Source organism: Nitrospirota bacterium (assembly GCA_035516965.1).
Classification (GTDB): Bacteria; Nitrospirota; UBA9217; order UBA9217; family UBA9217; genus MHEA01.
Map to the genome: position 1 here is coordinate 1 of DATIZR010000047.1, position 23,739 is coordinate 23,739.

At 59.7% G+C, this 23,739-nt stretch carries 27 protein-coding genes; 10 read left to right on the plus strand and 17 right to left on the minus strand.

The genetic code is table 11. The features are described from left to right. Positions 1-127: 127 nt before the first annotated feature. Complete coding sequence (locus VL197_06975; protein HUJ17719.1) at positions 128-271, minus strand: hypothetical protein; 144 nt, start codon at positions 269-271, stop codon at positions 128-130. 443 nt (positions 272-714) lie between these two features. On the opposite strand from VL197_06975, the gene VL197_06980 reads away from it, so the two are divergent. The 4 genes from VL197_06980 (at position 715) to extKL (ending at position 4,823) form a co-directional block, all read left to right on the plus strand. After that, a complete protein-coding gene (locus VL197_06980; GenBank protein ID HUJ17720.1) occupies positions 715-1,404 on the plus strand; it encodes a DUF2461 domain-containing protein in 690 nt (229 codons plus the stop codon). A 21-nt stretch (positions 1,405-1,425) separates the two neighbouring features. Then, positions 1,426-2,580 (plus strand): CapA family protein, encoded by a 1,155-nt coding sequence (locus VL197_06985; GenBank protein ID HUJ17721.1) that lies wholly within the window; start codon positions 1,426-1,428, stop codon positions 2,578-2,580. Positions 2,581-2,803: 223 nt separating this feature from the next. Next, on the plus strand, positions 2,804-3,106 hold the full coding sequence (locus VL197_06990; protein ID HUJ17722.1) for a cyclase: 303 nt from the start codon (positions 2,804-2,806) through the stop codon (positions 3,104-3,106). Positions 3,107-3,509: 403 nt separating this feature from the next. Continuing rightward, entirely contained in the window at positions 3,510-4,823 is a 1,314-nt protein-coding gene (gene extKL / locus VL197_06995) for a multiheme c-type cytochrome ExtKL (GenBank protein ID HUJ17723.1), read from the plus strand. A gap of 143 nt (positions 4,824-4,966) precedes the next feature. Here extKL and VL197_07000 read toward each other — a convergent pair whose 3' ends face one another. From VL197_07000 to VL197_07035, 8 genes are all read right to left on the minus strand, one after another. Beyond that, a complete protein-coding gene (locus VL197_07000; protein HUJ17724.1) occupies positions 4,967-5,311 on the minus strand; it encodes a TusE/DsrC/DsvC family sulfur relay protein in 345 nt (114 codons plus the stop codon). 108 nt (positions 5,312-5,419) lie between these two features. Then, positions 5,420-5,833: a rhodanese-related (seleno)protein gene (locus tag VL197_07005; protein HUJ17725.1), complete on the minus strand. Its 414-nt coding sequence runs from the start codon at positions 5,831-5,833 to the stop codon at positions 5,420-5,422. Between the two features lie 147 nt (positions 5,834-5,980). Continuing rightward, positions 5,981-7,081 (minus strand): ABC transporter permease, encoded by a 1,101-nt coding sequence (locus VL197_07010; protein HUJ17726.1) that lies wholly within the window; start codon positions 7,079-7,081, stop codon positions 5,981-5,983. Next, positions 7,078-8,196: an ABC transporter permease gene (locus VL197_07015; protein HUJ17727.1), complete on the minus strand. Its 1,119-nt coding sequence runs from the start codon at positions 8,194-8,196 to the stop codon at positions 7,078-7,080. Before VL197_07015 ends, VL197_07010 begins: the two co-directional genes overlap by 4 nt. Further along, positions 8,193-9,116, minus strand: a complete 924-nt coding sequence (locus VL197_07020; protein ID HUJ17728.1) for an ABC transporter ATP-binding protein — start codon at positions 9,114-9,116, stop codon at positions 8,193-8,195. The genes VL197_07015 and VL197_07020 overlap by 4 nt, the downstream gene beginning before the upstream one ends. Continuing rightward, positions 9,109-9,843 carry an ABC transporter ATP-binding protein gene (locus VL197_07025; protein ID HUJ17729.1) on the minus strand — a complete coding sequence of 245 codons (735 nt, stop codon included), beginning with the start codon at positions 9,841-9,843 and terminating at the stop codon, positions 9,109-9,111. Before VL197_07025 ends, VL197_07020 begins: the two co-directional genes overlap by 8 nt. Positions 9,844-9,846: 3 nt before the next feature. Beyond that, positions 9,847-10,593: an efflux RND transporter periplasmic adaptor subunit gene (locus tag VL197_07030; GenBank protein HUJ17730.1), complete on the minus strand. Its 747-nt coding sequence runs from the start codon at positions 10,591-10,593 to the stop codon at positions 9,847-9,849. Between the two features lie 22 nt (positions 10,594-10,615). Then, complete coding sequence (locus VL197_07035) at positions 10,616-11,299, minus strand: TetR family transcriptional regulator (GenBank protein ID HUJ17731.1); 684 nt, start codon at positions 11,297-11,299, stop codon at positions 10,616-10,618. A 129-nt stretch (positions 11,300-11,428) separates the two neighbouring features. Between VL197_07035 and VL197_07040 the strand changes: the two genes are divergently transcribed. Further along, on the plus strand, positions 11,429-12,922 hold the full coding sequence (locus tag VL197_07040) for an efflux transporter outer membrane subunit (GenBank protein ID HUJ17732.1): 1,494 nt from the start codon (positions 11,429-11,431) through the stop codon (positions 12,920-12,922). A gap of 151 nt (positions 12,923-13,073) precedes the next feature. On the opposite strand, the gene VL197_07045 is transcribed toward VL197_07040, so the two are convergent. Continuing rightward, positions 13,074-14,489: a DEAD/DEAH box helicase gene (locus tag VL197_07045; GenBank protein HUJ17733.1), complete on the minus strand. Its 1,416-nt coding sequence runs from the start codon at positions 14,487-14,489 to the stop codon at positions 13,074-13,076. A 273-nt stretch (positions 14,490-14,762) separates the two neighbouring features. Between VL197_07045 and VL197_07050 the strand changes: the two genes are divergently transcribed. The 5 genes from VL197_07050 (at position 14,763) to VL197_07070 (ending at position 18,639) form a co-directional block, all read left to right on the plus strand. Next, the gene (locus VL197_07050) at positions 14,763-15,050 is read left to right on the plus strand and encodes a hypothetical protein (protein HUJ17734.1); all 288 of its coding nucleotides are present in this window, start codon (positions 14,763-14,765) and stop codon (positions 15,048-15,050) included. Between the two features lie 406 nt (positions 15,051-15,456). Further along, positions 15,457-16,404 carry an aldo/keto reductase gene (locus VL197_07055; protein HUJ17735.1) on the plus strand — a complete coding sequence of 316 codons (948 nt, stop codon included), beginning with the start codon at positions 15,457-15,459 and terminating at the stop codon, positions 16,402-16,404. 35 nt (positions 16,405-16,439) lie between these two features. Continuing rightward, on the plus strand, positions 16,440-16,853 hold the full coding sequence (locus tag VL197_07060) for a DUF393 domain-containing protein (GenBank protein HUJ17736.1): 414 nt from the start codon (positions 16,440-16,442) through the stop codon (positions 16,851-16,853). 195 nt (positions 16,854-17,048) lie between these two features. Next, complete coding sequence (locus VL197_07065; GenBank protein HUJ17737.1) at positions 17,049-18,116, plus strand: cytochrome c peroxidase; 1,068 nt, start codon at positions 17,049-17,051, stop codon at positions 18,114-18,116. A gap of 85 nt (positions 18,117-18,201) precedes the next feature. Further along, on the plus strand, positions 18,202-18,639 hold the full coding sequence (locus tag VL197_07070) for an OsmC family protein (GenBank protein ID HUJ17738.1): 438 nt from the start codon (positions 18,202-18,204) through the stop codon (positions 18,637-18,639). A gap of 198 nt (positions 18,640-18,837) precedes the next feature. Here the strand turns inward: VL197_07070 and VL197_07075 are convergent, their stop codons facing one another. The 7 genes from VL197_07075 to VL197_07105 form a co-directional block, all read right to left on the minus strand. Further along, positions 18,838-19,215: a hypothetical protein gene (locus tag VL197_07075; GenBank protein HUJ17739.1), complete on the minus strand. Its 378-nt coding sequence runs from the start codon at positions 19,213-19,215 to the stop codon at positions 18,838-18,840. Positions 19,216-19,615: 400 nt separating this feature from the next. Beyond that, complete coding sequence (locus VL197_07080; GenBank protein ID HUJ17740.1) at positions 19,616-20,032, minus strand: bacteriohemerythrin; 417 nt, start codon at positions 20,030-20,032, stop codon at positions 19,616-19,618. An 81-nt stretch (positions 20,033-20,113) separates the two neighbouring features. Continuing rightward, positions 20,114-20,521, minus strand: a complete 408-nt coding sequence (locus VL197_07085) for a bacteriohemerythrin (protein ID HUJ17741.1) — start codon at positions 20,519-20,521, stop codon at positions 20,114-20,116. Between the two features lie 416 nt (positions 20,522-20,937). After that, a complete protein-coding gene (locus tag VL197_07090; GenBank protein ID HUJ17742.1) occupies positions 20,938-21,711 on the minus strand; it encodes a cytochrome c in 774 nt (257 codons plus the stop codon). Positions 21,712-21,894: 183 nt separating this feature from the next. Continuing rightward, a complete protein-coding gene (locus tag VL197_07095; protein HUJ17743.1) occupies positions 21,895-22,161 on the minus strand; it encodes a hypothetical protein in 267 nt (88 codons plus the stop codon). Positions 22,162-22,306: 145 nt separating this feature from the next. Continuing rightward, complete coding sequence (locus VL197_07100) at positions 22,307-22,657, minus strand: hypothetical protein (GenBank protein HUJ17744.1); 351 nt, start codon at positions 22,655-22,657, stop codon at positions 22,307-22,309. A gap of 98 nt (positions 22,658-22,755) precedes the next feature. Continuing rightward, positions 22,756-23,442: a PilZ domain-containing protein gene (locus VL197_07105; protein HUJ17745.1), complete on the minus strand. Its 687-nt coding sequence runs from the start codon at positions 23,440-23,442 to the stop codon at positions 22,756-22,758. Between the last annotated feature and the right edge of the window lie 297 nt (positions 23,443-23,739).

Here is a 23,739-nt window from a genome sequence, read left to right on the forward strand (position 1 = left end):
GTTCGCTGCTACAGGAACGGGAATGGTCGGTAAAAGAGCTCCCCCCTTCGGGCTTTTCGGCCCTTTCCGCTCTGCAAGGCCAAGTACTCAAGCTCTCGAACGCACGAAAATCAGGTCTTCGCACGATTCAATTTGACCACCACTTTTTCTCCCCGTTGTCGTCATAGAGAGTCCTGGCCTGGGTGATGCTGTCCCTGCCGTCAGCAACGAGCCGGAGGGCGTGCATATGCATTTCCATGAGCGACGCAAGACCGGGCGTCTTTTCGGACAACGTGAATTCCAGGCCGCCGCCCGCGGCATCGTGAGCTCCATGTGGGGCTGATTGGCAAGCGAGCAGTAATCGGTCATGGTAAGCTTCCCGTTGTACTCATGGTATAGTGTCACCAGCTCGTGGGATGTCCCGGCAAACATTCGTTCCATGATCGCGTTCCCCCGCAGATGTCAGCTCATAGGTCGCCTTGATCGCCTCCGGTCCCTTGCCCATGTCCGCTTTTCCCTCCCAAACGCCGATGACATGCGAAGTAGCATTCTTTGATTTCATTAAGTACCAGACAAAGCGGATGTCAGACGGGCACATCGTACAATCTTCATCCGGGATGGGGGCATGATACTTTGGAGGGCATGGTGTCCTGCAGCATGCAGGAGCATTGACATCCTGAAGGATGACGGGCATGGGCGGTGATATACTAGGATCATAATCAATCGGGAGATGCCATGGCGAAGCAAACCTACTTCGGACCGGAACTTTTCACTTTCCTGAGGCTGTTGAAGAAGAACAACAACCGCGAATGGTTTCAGATGAACAAGGGGCGCTATGAGTCGGACGTTCGGGACCCGATGCTGCGCTTCATAGCCGACTTCACCGCGCCGCTTCACGGGATCAGCAACCGCTTTAAAGCCGACCCTCGCCCCCAGGGCGGTTCACTCTTCCGAATCTACCGCGACACTCGCTTCTCCCGCGACAAGAGCCCCTATAAGATCATGGCAGCGGCCCATTTCCGGCATGAGGCCGGCGCCGGCGTACACGCACCGGGTTTCTATCTCCACCTCGAGCCCGGCGAGGTGTTTGCCGCAGTGGGCATCTGGCATCCCGACCTTGATACGCTTTCGAAAATACGCGACGCGATCCTGTCCCGACCTGACACGTGGAAGCGAATCACGACGGCCGCGAAGTTCAAACAGACTTGGACCTTCTGGGGAGAATCGTACAAGCGGCCGCCCGCGGGCGTTGAACCAACGCACCCGCTGATTGGGGACCTGAAACGAAAGGATTTCGTCGTAACGGCGCCGTTCACCGAGCAGGATGCGCGGAGCCCACGGTTCCTGGAGCAGGTGGCGGAAGCATACCGGTCAGCATCAGCCTTTGCCAAGTTCCTCGTCCAGTCCCTGGGTCTCCGCTATTGAGCCGCGTCTCAATGCGCGCACATGACGACCGCGTTGGCCATGCAGAGAGCCATGAACCTTCCGGCGATAACCATATTTCTGTGCGGCGATATCATGCCCGGCAGGGGCATCGATCAGGTCCTTCCTCATCCCTCCGATCCGCGTATCCATGAGCCATACCTGACCGACGCGAGGGAGTATGCACGGCTAGCGGAAAAGGCTTCCGGCCCGATGCAGAGGCCGTTCAGCTTCAGGACGGTCTGGGGAAACGCCTTGGCGGAGTTGGACCGGCGCTCGCCCGACGTGCGCATGATCAACCTGGAGACGGCAGTTACCAGGAGCGAAGAGTACTGGGAGGGAAAAGGCATCAATTACCGGATGCACCCGGCAAACGCACCAATCCTTACCGCGGCCGGGATCGATGTTGCCACGCTCGCGAACAACCACGTCCTCGACTGGGGATATTCCGGCCTTGCGGAGACGATCGCGACGCTGAAGAAGCTGAACATCGCGCACACCGGCGCAGGCAGGAACCGGAGCGAGGCGGAAGCCCCGGCCATCGTCGATCTCGGCCGGAAGGGCCGGGTGATCGTCTTCTCTTTTGCCGTCGGGACGAGCGGCGTAGCCGATGCCTGGGCAGCCCTGAACAGCCGGCCCGGAGTAAACTTCCTCGCGGACCTTTCCCCTGACACGGTCCTTCGCATACGGGAACAGGTGCAGCGGGTGAAAAAGCAGGGAGATATCCTGATCGCCTCGATCCACTGGGGCCCGAACTGGGGATATGACATCTCACCAGAACAGGTGCGCTTCGCCCACGGTCTCATCGATGCAGCAGGCATGGACGTGATCCACGGCCATTCCGCCCACCACGTGAAGGCTGTCGAGGTCTACCACGACAAGCTCATCCTCTATGGATGCGGCGACCTTCTGAATGACTATGAAGGCATCGGCGGCCATGAGGATTTTCGCGGTGACCTGGGACTCATGTACTTCGCGCAAGTCGACCCCGCAACGGGCAGACTCCTTGCCCTGGACATGATACCGACGCAGGTACGTCGCTTCCGAGTGAACCTGGCCTCGCCTGTCGAGGCAGCTTGGCTAGCAGGCGTACTGAACCGGGAAGGTAGAAAATACGGGACGAGCGTGGAGCCGTCTGATGAAAAAAGGCTGCGGCTTGACTGGGGCGTCGCGCAATAAACGAGACTCAAAGCGCGACTCAGGCAGACTCTGGCCAGGGTTGAACCTGAAAGACACCTATTCATTTTTTCATACTATAGTACAATTGACAGCATCAGGACAGGATGCTACTTTTAATTCATGTGAGTGAGTGCCACGGAACAGGGAATTTATTGCGATGCCCTGTTCCACAGCAGGCGATTGTGAAACACGGACCGCAGCGTTCCAAGAGTGGAGGACGTCAATGGTCGCCTACATGCTCGTTCGACATAAAGTAAAGGACTTTAAAGCATGGAAGCAGGCTTACGAGGCACACTTCCCGAAGCGGGTCAAGGCAGGGCTCACGGAGCAATACCTGTTTCGGGGCGCTGACGATCCCAATGAGGTCATTGTCCTGTTCGAGGCCAAGGACCTTGCGCGCGCAAAGGCGTTCTCTGGGTCTCCGGACCTGAGAGATACCATGGTAAAAGCCGGCGTCATGGACAGGCCCGATATTTTCTTCCTCACTGACCAGTACAGTGCCATGAAGGCAGCGTCAGGTTATTAGCTCATGATAGAGTCTCTCCCTTAACTGGGCGTTGAAAAAACATTTTTAGTTTCTGTTTGTTAACGAGCAAGGCAGCCGTACCCGGATGTGCGCGAGAAATGCTGTCAAGTCACCTGCGAATGTTTGACCCCGTTCCATCCTTGTAACTGACCCCTGTTTCCCCACCTTCAAACTCAAACATCGTTTTAACGACCGTATGAAGAATATCCCTTTCGGTGAACCCTGCCCTTTGCTTGCTCGACGGCAGACGCAGTTTCATTTGGTGAGCGGCGCGGATAATATAACACTGTTATTCCCATCAGTTTCTTGACAGGCAGGCGAATGCCGCCTACACTTAATTAAATCGTTTACTACCTTCGATAATTTTCCTTAATGACCACACTACGAGAAAGGAGGTAATGGCATGAGAGTGCAAAGCTTCCTGGCGGTCGTCGCTTTCCTTATCTTGTCGTATGCGATGCCTTATCAGATCCTGCATGCAGCTGAGACAAAGAAGGCGACCAGCATCGACGAACTTGCAAAGATGTATGATTCAACCGGATGCAGAGGGTGCCATGAGGGGGTTTACAAGGAGTGGGAGCAGTCGATCCACTCGCGGTCCATATTCGGGACCGGGAGGACGGCCGCTACGATCAAAACGACTGTCTCCGTGGGGCTCATGGGCTGGCAGTATTCAGGCGTAAAAAAGCCTGAAGATGTACAGGTGAAACACCTGATGCTCTGCGCCAAATGCCACCTGCCGCAACTGGCGGATGCGACGGACGCTGTTGCAAAGGAGATCGTCCGGGAGGCCTTCATCTACTCGGACCCCAAAACGAGCGACGGGGACCGCGAAAAGGCGGCTCATAACCTGTCCAAGGTGAGCATCAACTGCCTCATCTGTCACCAGCGGAACGCCATCACGCACAAGTGGGTGGACGGGTTCCCGCAGAAGAACGAGGTCTATGGGGCGAAGAGCGGCAGTCACGCCGACCCCGCCCATCCGGTAATGAAGGTCAGCCCGATCATGGATGAGTCGATCCTCTGCGGCCAGTGCCACGGCCTCGGACCGAACTTCGAGCTGGAGAACCCCTCTCAGTGTGCAACCCTGTACGGCAGCTACCTCTGGGCGTACCGCGCCGAGGGCGGCCAGGAGCGCTGCCAGGAATGCCACATGAAGAGGAGCAAGCTCGGCCACAACATGCAGGCCTACCGCGACCCGGGCATGGCCAAGGCCGCGGTGGATTTCAAGGTCGAAACCCTCGGCTACCAGTGGCGGGACGGCTCTCGAATGGTGCCCCAGGCCCTGGTCAGAGTTGAGATGACCAACCGCGCCGGACACGCCATCCCCGATGGCTGACCCACGCCCAACCGGCTGGTCCTGGAAGTGACCGCGAGAGACACACAAGGAAAAGAATTGTTCAGACAGTCAAAGATCTACATGCCCATTCCCCAGCAGCTCGGACGCGGCGACAAGATGGGCCGCGGACCCTATGAAAAGAGCGGCATCATCCGCGATACGGGCCTGCCGCCCAACCGCCCGGTCATCGAGAAGTTCGACATCCCCTTTCCGGCGGAGTTCACCAAAAAGGACGGCAAGGATGTGACCACGCTCCAGGATTATGACATGATCGTTGACGTGGAGCTCATGTACCTGCCCTTCGGGACCGTCGAGAGCGGAAAGTTCTCATGGTTCAAGGAGACAAAGAAGGTGAGCATCGAGAAAGGCGGCGTATAGCAACGAATGCGGGAGCAGCAAATCGGCGACCGTAAGTCACCGGTTTTTCTGGCTGAATAAGCAAGCCGGCGGGAACATGGTGCTGTCATCCATGCTCGCCGGCTTTTTTCCGGAACTCCGTCGACCTCATGCTTCAGCCCCGGCTAATACCCCAGCGGTTCCCACTCCTTGAACCTGATCACTTCCTCGCCCGGGTTCGGCAGCCCGGCGATCTTCCAGGCCTTGACCGGGTCCAGGAACCGCTCGGTCACGCAGTTCCTGGGCTGATGGACATTCTTGCACACAAAACGCACAATGGGAAAGAACCGGTGCTTCCGGTAGTACTCCCGAAGGAACCTCAGGATGTCGAGCTTGTCTTCGGCCAGCTCTCCCACACCTTCCTGGGCGGCGAGAACGCCTGCTACCTCTTCCGACCAGTCATTGAGGTCTACGAGGAACCCGTCGTCATCAACAATTATCCTGAGATCCTTATAAACGATCACCGGCATGGCGTTGCTCCCCGATTTTGTGACTAATCCAGCACACACGCGTGCCGAAAGCTGCCTCTATAATATCGTCTGATGAGGCTTTGCGCCAAATCTCGATTCTGCACGCGCTCACTTTTTTTCGACCGGATACCCGGCGTCCACCCATGCGTTCCATCCGCCCTTGAGCGCGAAAACATTCTTATATCCCCGCTCCATGAGCTCGAGCACCACACGGGCACTCGTTCCTTCGTCGGGTCAGGAGCAGTAGACGATGAGCTTCTTCTCCCGGGGAACACCTTTGATCCATGATGAAACATCATGGGGATCGACCCGGACCGCGCCTTTGATCTTCCGGTCGCTGCCGCTCCAGCTGGACCCGGTCCGCGCGTCCAGGATGAGGATATTCGGATTTCCCAGGAGCGCCTTCACCTCCTCCTTGGCGATCCGGGGCGCGCTGTCGCTCGTCCAGCCGGCTGATGCGAAGAGCAGGCCCATCATGGCCATGATGAGCATGCCCGCGTATACCGCGGTTCTCCTTTTCATAAACCTGTCTCCTTGTGCGGCGAGGTTGGGTGTCGGGCCCGCGGGATGGTATCCCGCAGGATCCGGTGCGGCGTGGCTCTTGATCGAGCCTACTCCAAACATTCGCAATTTGCAAGGCCCTCGGCGGCAGGTCATGGCTGCGCTCGCTCACTCGAGGGTCGTGTGGAACCGCCGGAAGCTGGCCACGACGCTGACCACGGCCAGAATGACGAGATAGACGATGTGCTGCACGACGTAGGCGGTCTCCCCTCCCTTCAGCATGATGTTCCGGAGAAGTCCCATGAAGTGGGCAAGAGGGTCGAGGAAAGCGAGCCAGCGAAGGAACTCGGGCATGTTCTCGATGGGGAACATGAGGCCCGAGAACATGATCATCGGAAACAGGAACAGAAAGCCGGCAAGTCCTGCCTGCTGCTGGTTCCTGCAGTAGGTGGAGATCAGGGTGCCGAGGCCGACGGCGGTGCAGACAAAGGCGAAGGCCGCGATGAGCAGGACCGGGAGCGAGCCGCGCATGGGCACATGGAACGCGAACACCGCCACGGACAGGATCAGGGGCACATTGGACATCCCCAGGACGACATAGGGGATGGTCTTGCCGTAGATGACCTCCGACCGCGACACCGGCGCGCTGATCAGCATCTCGAAGGTCCCCATCTCCTTCTCCCGGACGATCGCGATGTTGGACATGATCAGGGTTGATATGAGCATGATCATGCACATGGTGCCGGGGACCATGAACACGGAGGTTTCGAGCTCAGGGTTGAACAGTACGCGTGTGCTTATCCTGATGGGAGACGAGGGCGGCTCCAGCTTCAGGTCGTCCCTCACGGTCTGTTGGACGATCGACTGGAGATAGCCCTCCACGGACTGCGCCTGGAGCACGTTGGTCGCGTTGATCAGCACCTGGAGATGTGCGTCGCCCCGGCCGAGCGCCCGCGTGAACCCTCCCGGGGGCGGGACCAGCACTGCATCCGCAGCGCCGGACTCGATCAGGGTATAGGGATCCGCTCCGCCCGGCTGCGCGGGGATGAACCACCGCCCCCCGATGCTCCGTTCGTACACGTGGCGGAGGACCGTGTCGTCGGGCGCGAAGAGGGCCGCGAGCCGGATGTTCTTCACCTCGTTCGAGATGGCTACGCCGAAGAGCGTGAGCTGGATGAGGGGCATAACGAACAGCATGATCCGCATGCGTTTGTCCCGGAGCGTCTGTGTCAGCTCTTTCTTGATGAAGCCCAGGAGCGTCCTGTTCATGGCTCGAGGTCCCTCTTGAACCGTTTTGTGGCCGCGAGGATCAGCAGGATGCAGAAGAGCGACAGCGCCAGGAACGGTCCGCCGAGCTCGAACAGGGTCGAGCCCTTCAGGAAGGTGTCTCGCGCGATGTTCATGAACCACCGCGCCGGCAGGATCATGGTGAAGTACTGGAAAAAGACCGGCATGCTCGCGATGGGGAAGATGAAGCCCGAAAGCAGTTGGACCGGAAGCATGCCGGACATCATCGCCAGTTGCATGGCCAGCGCCTGGTTGCGGGTGACGACGGAAATGAGGAGGCCCTGGGCAAGATAGGTCGCAAGGAACAGCAGGCAGCCCGCCCCGAATACGGCCAGGCTGCCAACAAAGGGAACGCCAAAGATCGTCCGGGCGATGAGGTAAACGAAGGTGACGGCAAGGACCCCCAGGACGCCGTAGGGCGCAAGCTTCCCCACGATGATCTCGATCGGTTCGACCGGCGTGGACAGAAGCAGCTCCATGGATCCGTTCTCCCATTCCCGCGCTACGGTAAGCGCCGTCAGCAGGACCGAGATCATGGCCATGACCACCACGGTCAGGCCGGGGATCACGAACCACCGGCTGTTCAGCTCCGGATTGAACAAAAATCTCGTCCGGAAATCGTAGGGCGCGGGCTGGTCGAACCCGCCGATCCTCCGGGACGCCAGGGTCTGGATGCTGCCCACGTACCCGAGAACGGGGCCGACCGTCGAATTGTCGGACCCGTCCAGGAGAACCTGCGCCTCGGCGCCCCGGCCCGCGAACAGGTCCTGCTCGAACCGCGGCGGGATGATCAGCGCGGCCCTCGTCCGGGCCGACGACACCTCGGTCATCGCTTCGCCGGGCGACAGGGCTGGGAGGACCTGGAAATAACCGGAGCTCGCAAAGGTGTCCAAAAGCCTCCGCGAGCTCTGGGTCCGGTCTGAGTCGCTCACGGCCAGGCCTACATTCTTCACGTTGAACTCGATCGCCACGCCGAACATGATGACCATGAAGACAGGCAGGCCCAAGGCGGCCCCGAGCGTGAAAGGATCGCGCAGGATGTGGTACACTTCCTTGCGGGAGATGGCCGCGGCCCTGCTCCAGACGAACGAGTTCACGGGGATTTGCCCTCCACCGATCGAATAAAGACATCCTCGAGCGTCGGCTCAATGTTCCTGATGGTGAATCTCCGTTCGAAACCGGGCCTTGCCGCTTCCCACTGCGCATCGTTTCCGACGCACGCATGGAACCGCAGCCCGTAGGGTTCGAAGAACGAGAACGCCCCATGGCGCGCGAGCGCCGATATCTCAGCGAAGGTAAGGCTTTCCTTCGGTTCGAACTCCAGCATGGGCCCTGGGAATGCGTCCCGCTTCAGCCCCGGCGGCGTATCGAGCGCGATGATCTTCCCCTCCCGCATCAGCGCGATCCTGCCGCACTGCTCGGCCTCATCCATATAATGCGTCGTGACGAAGACCGTTTTACCCTGCTCCGACAGCCGTCGGATGAGCGACCAGAACAGGCTCCGCGCGGCAGGAGAAACGCCCGCCGTCGGCTCGTCGAGGAAGATGATCTCAGGATCGTGCAGGAGCGACGCGGCCAGGGACACCTGCTGCTTCGTGCCGCCCGGCAGGTCGCGGACCATCGTGTTCAGGGACCGGTCGAAGGAGATGAAGTCCAGCAGCTCCTTCCGCCGCTCGAGCGCACGGGCCTTGTCCAGCTTCCGGAGGGAGGCGATGAAGTCCAGGTTCTCCTCGACGGTAAGATCGTTGTAGAGCGAGAATTTCTGGGACATGTACCCGACGCGAGCCTTGATGGCCCGTTCGCCGTCGTCGAAGCTCGCCCCCGCGACGCGAACCATGCCCGCCGTGGGCCGCAAAAGCCCGCAGAGCACGCGGATCGTGGTCGTCTTCCCCGCGCCGTTCGCGCCCAGGAACCCGAAGACTTCCCCTCGCTCCACGCTGAAGGAGATCCCATCGACGGCGGTAAAATCGCCGAACCGGACCGTCAGATCCTTTACGTCGACCGCGGTATCAGGCATGTTCCGTTCTCCTCACGAACAGTTCGTCAAAGTTCTTTACACCCTCGCGCTCCAGGAGCTCCCGCGGAGCGCCCGCACCGACGAGGGCTCCCCGTTCCAGGAGATGCACCCGGCCGCACCGTTCCGCCTCGTCCATGTATGCGGTTGTCACGATGATCAGGATCTGCAGGTCCAGCAGCTGGTACAGGAGCTCCCAGAATTCCCGGCGGCTGATGGGGTCGACTCCGGTCGTGGGCTCGTCGAGGAGCATCACGTCAGGCGACCGCAGGAGGGCGCACATCAGGCCCAGCTTCTTGTACATGCCTCCCGAGAGCTGTCCCGCCGGCCTTCCGCTGAACTCGCCCAGCCGGGTGATCTGCAGCAGCTCCCGCCGTTTCTGTTCGAAGCTTTCATGAGGGATCCCGTAAAGGTCGCGGAAAAAGTTGAGGTGCTCATCGATGGACAGGTCGGCATAGAGGCTCTGCTGCTGCGGCAGGTAGGCGAGGCCCGGCCGGACCTCTTCGAAGGGAACAGGCAGCCCGTCCCGGAAGAACTCGATCGTTCCCGCGGCGGGTCTCATCAGGCCGAGGATGAGCCGCATCAGGGTCGTCTTCCCCGCTCCCTCGGGCCCGATGACGCCGTGCATCACGCCCGGTTCGAACTGCAGCGTGACTCCATCGAGCGCCGCCCGCTGGCCAAAAGACTTCTTGACGCCGCGGACCGCTATGGATATCCGGTTCTGCGCCATGGACTATTCCCCGGGCAGTTTGACCTCGATCGTCATTCCCGGCTTCAGTATCTCTTCCTGGTTCGATTCCCGGAAGCTCACCTTGACGCCGAACACGAGCCGGGTCCGCTCTGCACGGGTCTGGACGTTCTTAGGCGTGAATTCCGCCTCGTCGTTGATCTTGACGATGGTGCCGACGAATTCCCGGTTGTTCAGCTCCGGCAGGTATCCCTTGAGCTTCATGCCCGCGTGGAGCCCTGCAACGGCGGGCTGGGGCACGTAGAGGTAGGCCCAGATGTCCCGGATATCGGCCAGCGTCAGGAGCTTGGTCCCGACGCTCATCAGTTCGCCCGGTTCGTGATACCGACTGAGCACGACGCCGTTGATCGGCGACTGGACCGTGCACCAACCCAACCGGACGTCGGCGTCCTCTTTTTTGTTCTTCACCTGGTCCATCGTGTCCTGGGATGCCGTTCCCGCCTTGTACAGGCCGAGCGTCCTGCGGTAGTTCTCGTTCGCCAGCTCCGAGGCTACCTTGACATCCTCGCAGGCAAGGACCACGAGTTCCTGGTTCTCAGCGACGCGGTCGCCCTCCTGCACGTGCACGGCCTGGATGGCCGAAGATATCCGGGCGGACAGATCGACCTTGGTGGCCTCGAGCGTTCCCGAGTACAGGAACTCGCCGCGGAAGAACATGAACTTTGCAGAGATCGCGAGCGCGACGACCGCTCCGACAAGGATGATCTTCTGGGGCTTCTTCAGGGCAGGCATGGTTTCGATCCTCTCGATAGGCTTATTTCGGGGCGATCCCGTGCAGAAAGAGACGGACCGTCTGACGGACCCACAGGGTCCGGTACTTCCCGTCCTGGAGCGACAGGCCGAAATACTTTTTTTTGATCTTGTCGATCACAGTCTGGTGCTGCACCTGGCTCATGAGAAATCCTGCAGCGGAGAACGCGTCCACGTCCGCTGCCAGGAGCTTGTTCTTCCTGGCCTGCGTAAGGAATTCAACGAGGCCGGTGAAATGCCTGTGGATCGTGTTGCGGAACACCGCCTCGCTGGTGGCGTCGAACATCTCGATCCCTCGCTGGATGAGCAGAAAGATCGCGGGCTGGTGGATCATGGCTTCCAGGGTCTGGCGGAGGAAAAGCTCAAGCCGCACGGTGAGTTCCTCTGCGTTCTGCGGCGGCTCGAGGACCTGCCGGGCCCGCTCCAGACGCTCCGCGTCGAATTGCTCGACGATGTGGCGGTACAGGTTCTCCTTCAGGCCGAAATGATAGTGGATGGCCGCGATGTTGACTCCGGCTGCGCGGCAGATCTCCTTCACCGACGTTCCGTCGTATCCCCGCTCCGCGAAGAGCCGCGTTGCCGCCGACACGATGCGGGCAACGGTATCCTCCCCGTCGCCTGGCTCTGCCGGTGCGCTGCGCCTGCCCGCCGGCCGACCGGCCGCGGCCGTTGTTCCCGCGCTTCTCATGAAAAGAGCATACCACAGGGCCGATACATTTTCAATCGATCGATTGACATTTCCAACCGTCCACTTTATACTCGTATCCAGAAGCCTTCCCGGACGGACGAGCGCGACCGGTCCGGGAAGGAAAACCCTATGAGCCCTTCATGTTCCCTCAAGACCGCTCTTGCCCTTGCGGCCTGCCTTGCGGCAGCCGGCTGCGTCGTGGGACCCAATTACCGGACGCCCGGGCAGCCAGAGGTCGCCTCCTACACGTCCGGGAGCCTCCCCGCTGAGACCGCGTCAGCGCCAGGGACTGCCGGCGCTCCGCAGCGACTTGTACCCGGCAGGGACATCCCCGCCGAGTGGTGGACCCTGTTCCGCTCCCCTGAGCTGGACCGACTGATCCGACAGGCGCTGGCCGGCAATCCGAACATTGCCGCTGCGCAGGCAACGCTCCGCCAGGCGCAGGAGCTCCTGCAGGCGACGATCGGCGCGGTTGTCTATCCCAAGGTGGATGCAGGAGCTTCGGTCGTACGGGAAAAGATATCGGGCGCGTCCCTGGGCCAGCCAAATCTCGTGATAAGCCCCTTCACGCTGTACAACGCCTCCGTGAACGTCTCCTATTCGCTGGACCTCTTCGGCGGCGCCCGGCGGGAACTCGAGTCCCTGGAATCCCAGATCGATGCCCAGAAATTCCTTCTGGAGGGCGCCAGGCTCACGATCGCGTCGAACGTCGTCACAACCGCTGTCCAGGAAGCATCGCTCCGGGCGCAGCTCGATGCGCTGCGGGAGATCGTGGCCGCCCAGGAGAAGGAGCTCGATCTCGTCCAACTCCAGTACCGGCTCGGGGGAGCCGCCCGCATCGACGTGCTTTTCCAGCGGACGCAGCTCGCGCAGACGCGGGCCCTCCTTCCGCCGCTCGCCAAGGAGCTGAGCCGGACCCGGCATGCGTTGACGGTCCTCGCGGGCCGTTTCCCTGTCGAAGCCGGGCAGCTTCCCGAGTTCACGCTCACGGGACTCACTCTTCCGGGGGAACTCCCTCTCGGCATCCCCTCATCGCTCGTCCGGCAGCGTCCCGACATCCGGGCATCGGAAGCCCTGCTGCATGCGGCGAGCGCCCAGATCGGAGTTGCAGAATCGAACCGGTATCCGCACATAACGCTGACCGGGAGCTTCGGCTCCCTGACCACGACGGCCGGTGATCTCCTTTCCGGCGGAACAGGGGTCTGGAACATCGGAGCAGGACTGCTGCAGCCGCTCTTCCACGGCGGGGAAGTGAGCGCCAAGCAGCGGGCCGCCGTCGCAGCATACGACCAGGCGGAAGCGCAGTACCGGGCCGTGGTGCTGCAGGCCTTCGGGGAGGTGGCCGATGTGCTGCGCGCGCTCGAGGCCGATGCGAACATCCTTCAGGCGCAGGCCGATGCCGAGTCCGCGGCGCATGATACGCTCGAGCTCACGCGGAAGCAGTTCCAGCTCGGGGGGGCGAACTATCTTGCCCTCTTGATCGCCGATAGGCAGTATCTGCAGACCCGGATCAACCTGGTCCAGGCCCAGGCCGCGCGCTTCGCCGATACCGCCGCTCTTTTCCAGGCGCTCGGCGGCGGATGGTGGAACCGGCAGACGGCAGCGGGATCGGAGACGAAATGAGGAGAAGCCGTTCACGGGACCGGCCGTGGAAAAAGAGGCTGACGGTAAGAGGAGGGACATGGGGTTTGGAAACGTTACCATCCCCGAAAATCAGGACGAAAAAAAGGCCGGGAGGCAATTCCTCCAGGCCCTTTCTGTTTTTAGCAGGGTTCTAACGCGTACGGGGCTTGAATGTCCTCGTGCCCGATGGGTGGCGGGCCGCCGGCGCGCTGTGGGGAGCGGCGCTGCGCTGCGGGTGAGCGGTTCCCTGTTTTCCGTGCTCGGGCCGGCCATGGCCGGGCGAAGTCTGGGAAGTCCGCGTTCCGGCATGCGGCGCATGGGCATGGCGTCCCGCCGGTCTCGGGGCAGCGGCGTGACCCCTCGCCTGTTCCGGCCGCTCCGGTGCGCGGCGGCGCTGCGGCTCGCGCGGGGGCCGCGCAAACTCAGCGTCCCGGGCGGGCGCAGGCTTATGGTAGTCGAAGCCCTTCAGCGTGCGGCGCTCGATCTTTTCCCCGAGCACGCGCTCGATGCTCCTGACCAGAGGCTCGTCCTCTGAGCTCACGAACGTAAAGGCGTCGCCGGTCTTTGCCGCGCGGCCGGTCCGGCCGATGCGGTGCGTGTAGGCGTCCGTGGTGTCGGGCATGTCGTAGTTGATGACGTGGGAGATCGAGGAAACGTCGATGCCGCGCGCGGCGATGTCCGTTGCCACGAGGATCCGGTACGAGCCGTCGCGGAACCCGTCGAGCGCAGCCTGGCGCCGGTTCTGGGACAGGTTGCCCTGGAGCGAGGCCGCCTGGTAGCCCGCCTTCTCGAGCTGCTGCCCGATGCGCTTTGCGCGGTGCTTGGTGCGCGTGAAGATCAGGATCGACTCCGTGTCGGTGTGTTTCAACAGTTCCATGAGCAGCGCCGTCTTGAGGTGCTGCGCCACCGGGTACAGGGCGTGCGCGACGGTGCCCGCCGGCGCCGTGTGCCCTACCTGCACCGTGACCGGGTGATGCAACACTTCGTGCGCCAGCTTCCTGATATCGTCCGCCATGGTTGCCGAGAACATCAGCGTCTGTCGCTTGACGGGAAGATGCTTGATGATCCTTCGCACATCGGGCAGGAACCCCATGTCGAACATGCGGTCCGCCTCATCGAGCACGAGCACCTCGAGATGGGACAGGTCGATCGTCTTCTGGCTGATGTGATCGAGCAGGCGGCCGGGACAGGCCACGACGATATCAACGCCCTGCCGCAGCTTCTGGATCTGGGGATTCAATCCGACGCCGCCGTAGATGGTGCAGCTCTTGAGGTGCGTCATTTTCCCCAGTTCGCCGATCGACACATGGGTCTGTTCGGCAAGTTCGCGCGTCGGCGCGACGATCAGGGCGCGCACCCTGCCCCGCTGTCCCGGGAGCAGCCGCTCCAGGATCGGCAGCACGAATGCAGCTGTCTTGCCGGTACCGGTCTGGGCAAGGCCCATGACGTCCTTGCCTTCGAGCACGGGCGGGATCGCTTGCTTCTGGATCGGCGTCGGCGTTTGATAGCCGAGCGCTTCTACGCCCGCCGCTATTTTGGGATGGAGCTTGAACGAACTGAAATTCATCGTACCTTCTTTCTGTGCGGGTCATTATCCGGGAATCTGCTTCCCCTGCCGCGTGATGACTCTATTCTGCTGGAGGACAATACTTTATCCGGTATATCATTGTCAACATGAAAGAATCGATTCAAAGGCGGCGGACAACCTGCTGAATGCAAGATCATAGATCGATCCCCACATTTTTGCTGACAACTCCTTGACAAGGGTCATTGCGGAATGCTATTCTTAACCCTGATCTTGTTTCGATTCATAATACCAAAGGGAACGGAGGAGAATAACATGAAAGTTGTAAAGTCGATCGTAGTAATCGCATTAGTTCTGTTGGCTTTTGCAGGTGTTGCGCTTGCAATGGAGCAGTCCGGAGTGGTCAAAGCGGTGGATGTGCAGAAGGGCATGCTTACGCTCACGAGCGGGACCATTGATGTCGGCTTCGACTGCGAGCAGGGCTCATTGATCAAGGATGTGAAGGTAGGCGACAAGGTGACCGTGGAGTACACGGAAAAGGGCGGCAAGAAGGTGGTCACCAAGGTTGGTCCCCAGAAGGCGAAAGCACAGGTCGGCTGCTGATGATGCAACGGATGCTACTGAAAAGGCGGGCAAATGCCCGCCTTTTTTATTCCCTCCGCCGCACCCGATCCATCAGCCTATCCTCTGAGGGCGCGTCTCCGGCTTGATGCTCCGCTTTCCCCCTATCGCCTTTTTGCCGAACGCTTCGCGTCCATCTCTCGCCCCTAACCCTTGATGCCTCCCGCCGCGCACCAGTCGTGCTGCGCTAATACTTTGTTCATAATACAGAACCGGATCAATCCTAGTTTTATCAGGGCTGTGCTAAGATTATACTACGCACGAAACGAAAGACCCCGTGACGTTCGGAGGGGCGAAAGCGTCGGGACCCATCGATTGCGGGTCACATGGATCGCAGCATCCTGCTCGGTCCTGACGTCGCGGTCGAGCGCTGTGATCGGAGGAGGCCATGAAAAAACGCAGACTCGGAAACTCCGGACTCGAGATCATGCCCCTCGCGCTGGGGGGAAACGTTTTCGGATGGACCGTGGATGAGCAGGCCGCGTTCAGGATCCTGGACGCCTTCGTGGACGCAGGAGGGAACCTGATCGACACGGCGGACGTATACTCCCGGTGGGTCTCCGGAAACAGGGGCGGCGAATCGGAAACCATGCTCGGCAAGTGGCTCAAACAGAGCGGCAAGCGCGACCGGGTCCTGATCGCCACGAAGGTCGGCAGCGACATGGGACCGTTCGGGAGGGGGCTTTCGAAGACCCATATCCTGCGGTCCGCGGAGGACTCCCTCAAGCGGCTGCAGACGAACGTCATCGATCTCTATCAGTCGCACCGGGACGACCCGAACACGCCGATCGAGGAAACGCTGGAAGCGTATGGAATGCTGATCGGGCAGGGCAAGGTCCGCGCGATCGGCGCGTCGAATTTCAGCGTCGAGCGGGTCGCGTCTTCGCTCGATGTCAGCAGCCGGAAGGGCTATCCCGCATACCAGAGCCTGCAGCCGCGGTACAACCTCTACGACCGCATGGATTTTGAAGCGGACCTCGAAGCTCTGTGCCGGGCTAAGGACCTGGGCGTGATCACCTATTATTCACTGGCCAGCGGGTTCCTGACGGGCAAGTACCGGACGCGGAACGATCTGTCAAAGAGCCTCCGGGGCCAGGGCGTGGGGATATACCTGAACCAGCGGGGCTTCCGGATCCTCGATGCTCTGGATCTCGTCGCGAAGGAATACGGCTCGACTCCCGCGGCCGTCTCCCTGGCCTGGCTGATGGCCCGGCCCGGCGTCACCGCGCCGATCGCGAGCGCGACGAGCGTGGAACAATTGCAGGACCTGGTCGCGGCTACGCGGCTTGAGCTTGATCGTTCCGCAATCGAAACACTGAACGAGGCGAGTGCATAGCTCCGGCCCGGGGGCGGTCTTGAGGAGAACGAGATATGAAAAACGGAACTGCACGCAAAGGCGAGAAGCCTGCAGCGCTCATCTATGATGCCGCCTGCCCCATCTGCCGCGGCACCGTCTCCTGGATCAGGGAGAACGAGGTCGCTGATTCCTTCGACATGGTGCCATGCCAGTCGGACGAGAGGGCCGGCCAGTTCCCGGGGATAGAGCCTGGTGCATGCATGCGGGCCATGCATCTCGTGCTTCCCGACGGGAAGGTCCTGGTCGGCGAAAAGGCACTGCCGAAGATTATCGCCCGCCTCAAAGGGTACCGTGTTGCCGCGTTCCTGTTCGCCCTGCCCGGAGCAGAAGCGCTCTCCCGCATTGCCTATCGCTGGTTCGCGGAGCGAAGGTACCGCATCGCGTCGATCCTTTTCCATTTGACCGGTAACAGGAGACACGTAGCGTAGCATGCTGGCAATTGGGAAGTCGTGACAGCAATCATCACACCTTCATCCTTTCGTATCATCGTATCATGCACAGGAAACCGCCTGTCTTGAAATTCGCCTTTTTTGCGCTATAGTTGCTGTATACCTCCATCTGCGAGCTCCATTCAGCATCAAGACCACGAGAAGACCATTGGCCAGGGTCAGAGGAGGACCATTATGAACAGATTCAGAGCTTTGAGCACCCCACTTACCAAAACAGCTTTCTTCATCCTTTCCGCGATGATCATAACCGCATCCGGAGCGCCTGCGCTCTTTGCAGCCACCCCGGATCAGGACCTGATGAACAGGGCCAGAGCGGTGTTTGGACCGCTCCCCGCATCCATGCCGTCCCCGGAAAATCCCATCACCCCCGAGAAGGCCAAGCTGGGGAGCATCCTCTACTGGGAATCCCGCATTTCCGTTGACGGGACCGTGAGCTGCGCGAAATGCCACCCCCCCGGCCTCTATGCCGCGGACGGCCTCAAAAAAGCGGTCGGAAACCATTGCAAGGACAACCCGAGGAACTCGCCCTGCATCCTGAACTCCGCGGCCCAGATATCGGAGCATTGGATCGGCAACCGCGTGAGCGTGGAAGATCAGGCCAAACAGGCGCTGATCGGCCCGCCTTCCTACGGCATGCCCTCTTATGAGTCCGTGGAGAAGGTGTTAAAAGGGATGAAAGCCTACGTAGCGCTGTTCAAGGAGGCGTTTCCCGGCGACAAAGATCCAGTGACCGCGGACAATTTCGCGAAGGCCGTGGGAGCCTTTGAGCGGACGCTCGTGACTCCGGCGGCCTTTGACGATTTCGTGAACAACAAGCCTTCGGCCCTGTCGGCGCAGCAGAAGCGGGGCCTCCAGGATTTTCTGGACACGGGGTGCATGACCTGCCACTTCGGCCCCTTTTTTGGCGGCCAGATGTATCAGAAGTTCGGCGTCTTCGAACCGTATTGGAACGCCACGGCCAGCCAGCCAATCGATGAGGGGCGATTCGCGGTAACAAAGAACGCTGCCGATAAATACCTGTTCAAGGTGCCCATTCTCCGGAACGTCGCTGAAACGAAGCCGTATTTTCACGACGGCTCCGTGGAGAAGCTTGAAGACGCGGTCACGATCATGGCCAGGATCCAGCTGGCGAAGGAACTTTCCCGCGAGCAGGCAGCGGACATCGCCGCCTTTCTAAAATCATTGACCGGAACGGTTCCCGATTCGCTCCTCAAGGCACCGGTCCTTCCCGCGGCGGAATGATTGGTCCATGGTAAGAGGTATAATATGGTCAAGGATGGCGCCTTGACAGGGAACCGTGTCAGAGCCGTCCATGAGGAGGTGCACCATGATAGTACGTACCGCAGAAGCCCAGTGGGAGGGCGGTCTTAAAAAAGGGAAAGGGAAGATGATGTTTGGCAGCGGAGCCTTCGAAGGCAAGTATTCCTTCGGGTCGCGGTTCGAACAAGCGCCGGGGACCAACCCGGAAGAACTGATCGCAGCGGCGCATGCCGGCTGTTTCAGCATGGCGCTGTCCATGATCCTGGAGCAGGCCGGATACACGGCCGGTCACATCCACACCGTGGCGAAGGTCTTCGTTGAAAAGACAGGCGAGGGCTACAAGATCTCGGGAATAGAGCTCGACACGGAAGGCAAGGTGCCCGGGATAGACGAACGGACGTTCCGGGAGAAGGCGGAGGCGGCCAAGAAGGGCTGCCCCGTGTCAGTGGCCCTGTCCGCCGTGGACATCAAGCTCTCCACCCGGCTGTTGACGCTCGCCGCATGAGCGAGGCGACGTCAGCGGAAACACGAAGGAGGGAAGCTCGAGGGTCTGCAATGATGCTGACGCGAGGTGAAGTACGGAAGAGGCATGACGACTCAAGATGTTCATCAGTCCTTAGTCAGTGGTCCGAGCGAGTTCGTATCAGGGCAGGAAAAGAAGAGAGGGAGAGGCCGAGCCTCTCCCGGATTCGGCGGGACGAATCTAGCAGCCTACGTCGGGTTTCTTGGCCGGCGCAGCAGCACCGGGTGCCTTGAGGGACTTGAGATAGGATATCAGGTCCTTCATTTTTTCGGACTTCACGTCGAGAGCCTTGCCTTGGAGCGCCATGGTGATACAAATATTAACAGCCTCTTCGAGAGATGTGTACTCGCCGCCCGGATTCTTCCAAAGCTTTTTTTCGCCCACGCCGAAGAGGCCTTTCCCCTCGGGATGGCAGGTATTACATGACCGCCCCGAAGTGCCGCCGCCGAGTTTCGTATCGTTGAAAAGTATCTTGCCGCGCTCCTCAGGGGTCATCGCCGCTGCAAAGACCGTTGCCGAGACGATCAGAATAACTGCAATGAACGTCAATGCCTTCATTCTGTCTCACCTCCTTTCCCGCATGTATTGAACACATTGATTCGAACGCGTGGTACCATGCCTCGAAATTCCGGGATGCATCAGAGGAACGCTCTACGTCGCCTGTGCACGGGAATGACGCGGCAGCGGGGCGAGAGAGAACATCGTTGCTCTGCATCACCGTCCGCATAAGAAGAATAAGTAAGAAGTTGACAGATTTACCCGGCGACGCAGGACTGGCCGGAGAAAGAACTTTCACGGTTCGCCAGACGGCCCCGCTTGACTACGGAAAGTCCCCGCGCAACGGCGGGCCATAGGGGAAATGTAGCAGAGAACAGGAGAAATGTCAAAATCGCGCCAAAAGACGGGCTGGATGATATTCATCGATCAGAGCCAAGCGGACGGCCCGGACCGTACGCCGTCAAAAAAGGATCATCTCCCGGATGAAGGCTCCGAGCCCCTTGTCCACCCGGGTGATGTGAAGCAACCACCAGTTCGTGATCCAGTTCCGCCATTCGCCGATCATCAGCTCCGAGACGCCGTCCCTGGTCATTTCGTTCTTGAATTCGGCAAAATCCCGCCGGAACGCCGCGTGCTCGGACAGGTGCCGGTCGTGGTCGGTGTACCCGTAGAGAGCGTACTTTTCCATGTACCGCTCTTCCGTGCCGAAGTGAAAATTCATGTACCCTTCGAGGTAGTCAAAAAATTCGGCGAGGGCCGAGGCATCCGGCCTGCTTTCGAGCGCTTCCAGGAACCGGTTGATGCGGAAAAAGAGCTCCTTGTGCTGGTCATCTACTTCAGATACATTCACGGACAGATCAGGCGTCCAGGTGAGCATGGCGGCACTCCAGGTAAATGGCTCTGCTGCTCATATCACCCGGCCAGCCGGGACACTGCACCCGAGGGTCCGTTCTCAAGGTCATTGAAGACCGTGTCCGTTGAAGTATGCCGAGTATTTCCTATCAGTCCCCAAAATGTGATTTTGAAGCCAGTTCTTTAAAAAACCCAATATCTCCAGGTTCAGGATGAATCCTTCTCCTTCCGCGCGCGCCTTCAGATCCATGGCCTTTTCAACGAAGTGGTCATGCTCCGCCTTATGCGCCGGGTATCCGGGGAAGCTGAAATGCTTCATATATTTTTCCTCTGTCTCAAAATGGACAGAGGCATAATCAACCATGCCGACAATGATCGCCTTTTTCACTTCGCGCCCCTTATTTGCGAGCATTGCCTCATGAAGCGTGTTGATCATGCCGACCAGCTTTTTGTGCTGTTCGTCTATCTCCTTCACCTTCACGCTGAAATCATCGGACCACACAAGATAAGCCAAGTTCATCCTCCTCTTTTTCACCCCCGTCTCGGCGAGCCCTCTTTCTTATCGGTCAGCGGGGCAAGAACTTTAATGATGCGCGCTTGCCAATATCAATTTCTTTTCCCGGGAACTTCGAACTCGCGGATGCAGCCATGGGTCGTCAGGACGCAACAGAGTGAAGAGACCTCGTATGATGGAAAGGCAGGATTAAAATATGATATAAAGCAGATACTTTCGTCCTATCGCTATATCATGCAAAACGGACTAATTTTCTGCTGAAGAAGGCCCGGCAAGGATAGCCAGTTGGACTCATGATGGAAGGCGATAGTCACGAGAATGATGCGGTCTACAAGGTATCGGTGAAAGCACGCGCTGCCGACGACGGAATGACACTGCACCTCCAAATGTTTGAGTTTCACGATGGGCCGCGCGTCTTACAGCGTATTGAGATAGGCAATGAGGTCTTCCATCTCCTCGTCGGAAAGATAGGCAAAGGAGGGCATGCGGCCCATGGGCTGGCGAAGCTGGAACCGGATGCTCTCTGCCGTTGCCGGGTGCTTGCTCACGGGGAGCGTGGGGTTCTTGAGCAGTCCCTTGAGCCCCGGTCCTACGATCGTGTTCGTGCTCAGCGGGTCGTGGCAGGCAGCGCACCGCGATGCGAACAAGGTCCTGCCGCGCTCGACACTCATGCGATCGGTCCTGACCGCCTGTACGCCCGGTCCACCGGTACGCTCTATGGCAAGGAGCGGCCCTCTGATCCGGTAGAACACGCTCTTGTCCGCGGTCAGGTCGCGCCCGAACCGGCTTATGGTCAGGTAATATCCCGCCGACATGCCGACGAGCACCACGCTCATGATCCCGATCACGGTACCGATGACCTTCGCCTGGGCGTACAACTGCCGGAACGACCGCACGAACAGCACCTTTACGATCAAGAGCGCGGCGATGGTGAGCGCGAGCAGAATATGCAGCGCGGCGCGCGGAGACGGCTCCGATCGGGACGCGGCCATGAAACTGACGCAGAGGAAAGAGACGAGCAGGAAGATTAGGATAAAAAGATAGCCCGCGGCCCTGTGGCGATGCCTGAACTGCTCTGGCCGAGCCGAATCCAGTCCTCCTCCGAAGACCTTGAACATGGTGTACATGCCGTAGACCGCAGGAGCGAGCAGCATCAGGGAAAGGAGCGATTTGAGGAAGAAGATCGTCACGAGCGCATCTCCGGGCGAGGACGAACGGGAGGCGGCTGTTTATCAGCGGTCCTCACTTGCATGAAACTATCAGAATATCCCGAGGATGTCAAACCACAGCAGGAAGACCCGACTGCGACTGGACCGGCCCGAAGGGTGTGATCCGGCCTTGCCGGGTGGAAGGGGGCCTGTGCGAGCAGTGGATCAGCTCCTTTGCCCCGCGATCCCCTTCCGCGCAGCGCGGACCCGGTAAAGGGTCTTTCGGTCATCGTCCTGTATCTTTTCGATCAGACCCTGGGTGACAAGATCTGAAAGGACTTCCTTGACGAGCACCCTGTGCTGGTCGCCCTTCAGCTCCGGCATCCACCCCCGGGCAATGCCCTCAAGCGTATCCTGGGCATCGGGATTCTTGGACAGATGATCGAGGATCGCGCGAGCGATCAGCGATCTATCAGGACGGCAAGTGTCCATGGCAATCTCCTGTAATTCCCTGGCCAGCGGCATTACCGGCGGGGTCATGAATCATGACGATGGAACATGCTCGGTACCGCCGAGCGGGGCAGGTAAGCGGAGGGGACAGCCCCTGGAAAGACGTTAGCAGATAACGGGGAAAATGTCAAAACAGGAGACCGGGATCCGTTCTCACGGATACGCTCCTGTTTCTCGCCTTCTCTATTTCGCGCCTCCCCGTTTTGAACGTCGGAGGCGCCAATTCTTCCTCCCTCTTTACGAGAGCCATGAAATCGCATTTCCCGCAGTCATTCAGTTTTTGCGCGAACGTCCCCTCCATCCTTCCGCCGCAGAACGAACCCGCGACTGCCCAGCATGCTCTGCCGGCGCCAATCCCCCCATGGGTGCCGTCCAGGTCCTCGTTGATGGTTACCGGGCAGGGTCCGAGATCCCGGACCCTCTCCCCGCCAGGCTGACGTTCGCACTGCTTGAACTCCCAGCAGTTTATTTTTTTCATGAAATCCTCCTCCGGAATGCGAGCCTGATGCCATGCTGCTCTCTACGGTGACCTCCCCTACCAAGAAGACGCTGTGCGTGCGCAGGTCGATCGTGCGCTCAGTCGACACAGAACGTAAGGCCGATCAGGAGCGATCCATCCCCGGCCGGCTGGATCCACCGCACCTCGGCATCTTCGGTAATAAGCGGGGCCTTTGACCACAGGTGAATCACCTGACGGAGCTTTAAAGAGTGCCTCGTCCTGATGCAGATCCCGCAGGAGCTCAGGTTCAACGCGCGTGCCTGGTTTATCTCGTTCCTGTTCATGACACGATAGTGAACCTTCGTGTCTGCGGAACAGGGCAGGCGCGGCGCCTTGCGCATGATCAAAAGCGGTATCGTCAGGTCCATCCGCTCCTGGCAGCTCCGGACCCACTTCCCGAATTCGTCGAGATCAAGGGGATCGTGGAAAACGGCCACGTCCCCTGCCTTAACCGCGTCTACGCAATCGTTGGCGGACGCTCCAGTGATGATCGCTTTATGGTGTGGTTCCGGTATACTGCAGTGATGGGTCTGTGACGTGAGGAGCCGTGCACTGCTCACGTGCGGCCCCTTGTTCCCAATGACGACGAGGTCGCAGCAGGACGTTATGCTTGCGCCGCGAGATGCCTCCACGCTCCGGTAGAAAGGGCAAAAATCAAACTGCGCGACGACGATCGTTTCATAGCCCCCGGCCTCGAAGAACTGCTTCAACGCCTTTTTCGTCTCCGCCCCTTCCTCGAACAGAATGACTCTCGGCCTTCTCATGATGCACCTCCTGCGGGGAATGGCATCCCAAATCCAGCCTGCGTGGAGCTATGAACGATAGGGTCCTGTTTTCTTTAGTCCTCCCGGGCGCGGATCGCAATCGCCCTTCCGAAGATATTCCTATTTAAATAATAGAGGTCCCGGGTCCACGTGTCAAGTCACCGGAACATGGCAGAGCAAATGCAGCAGAACGGATAGGATCTGCAGGTGCTACAAATGGTGACGTTTTTCTCTTCTAAGCATATTCGACATTAAAAGGAGAACAGGAGCAGGCGAAGGCCTGGAGGGTCTGCCTTT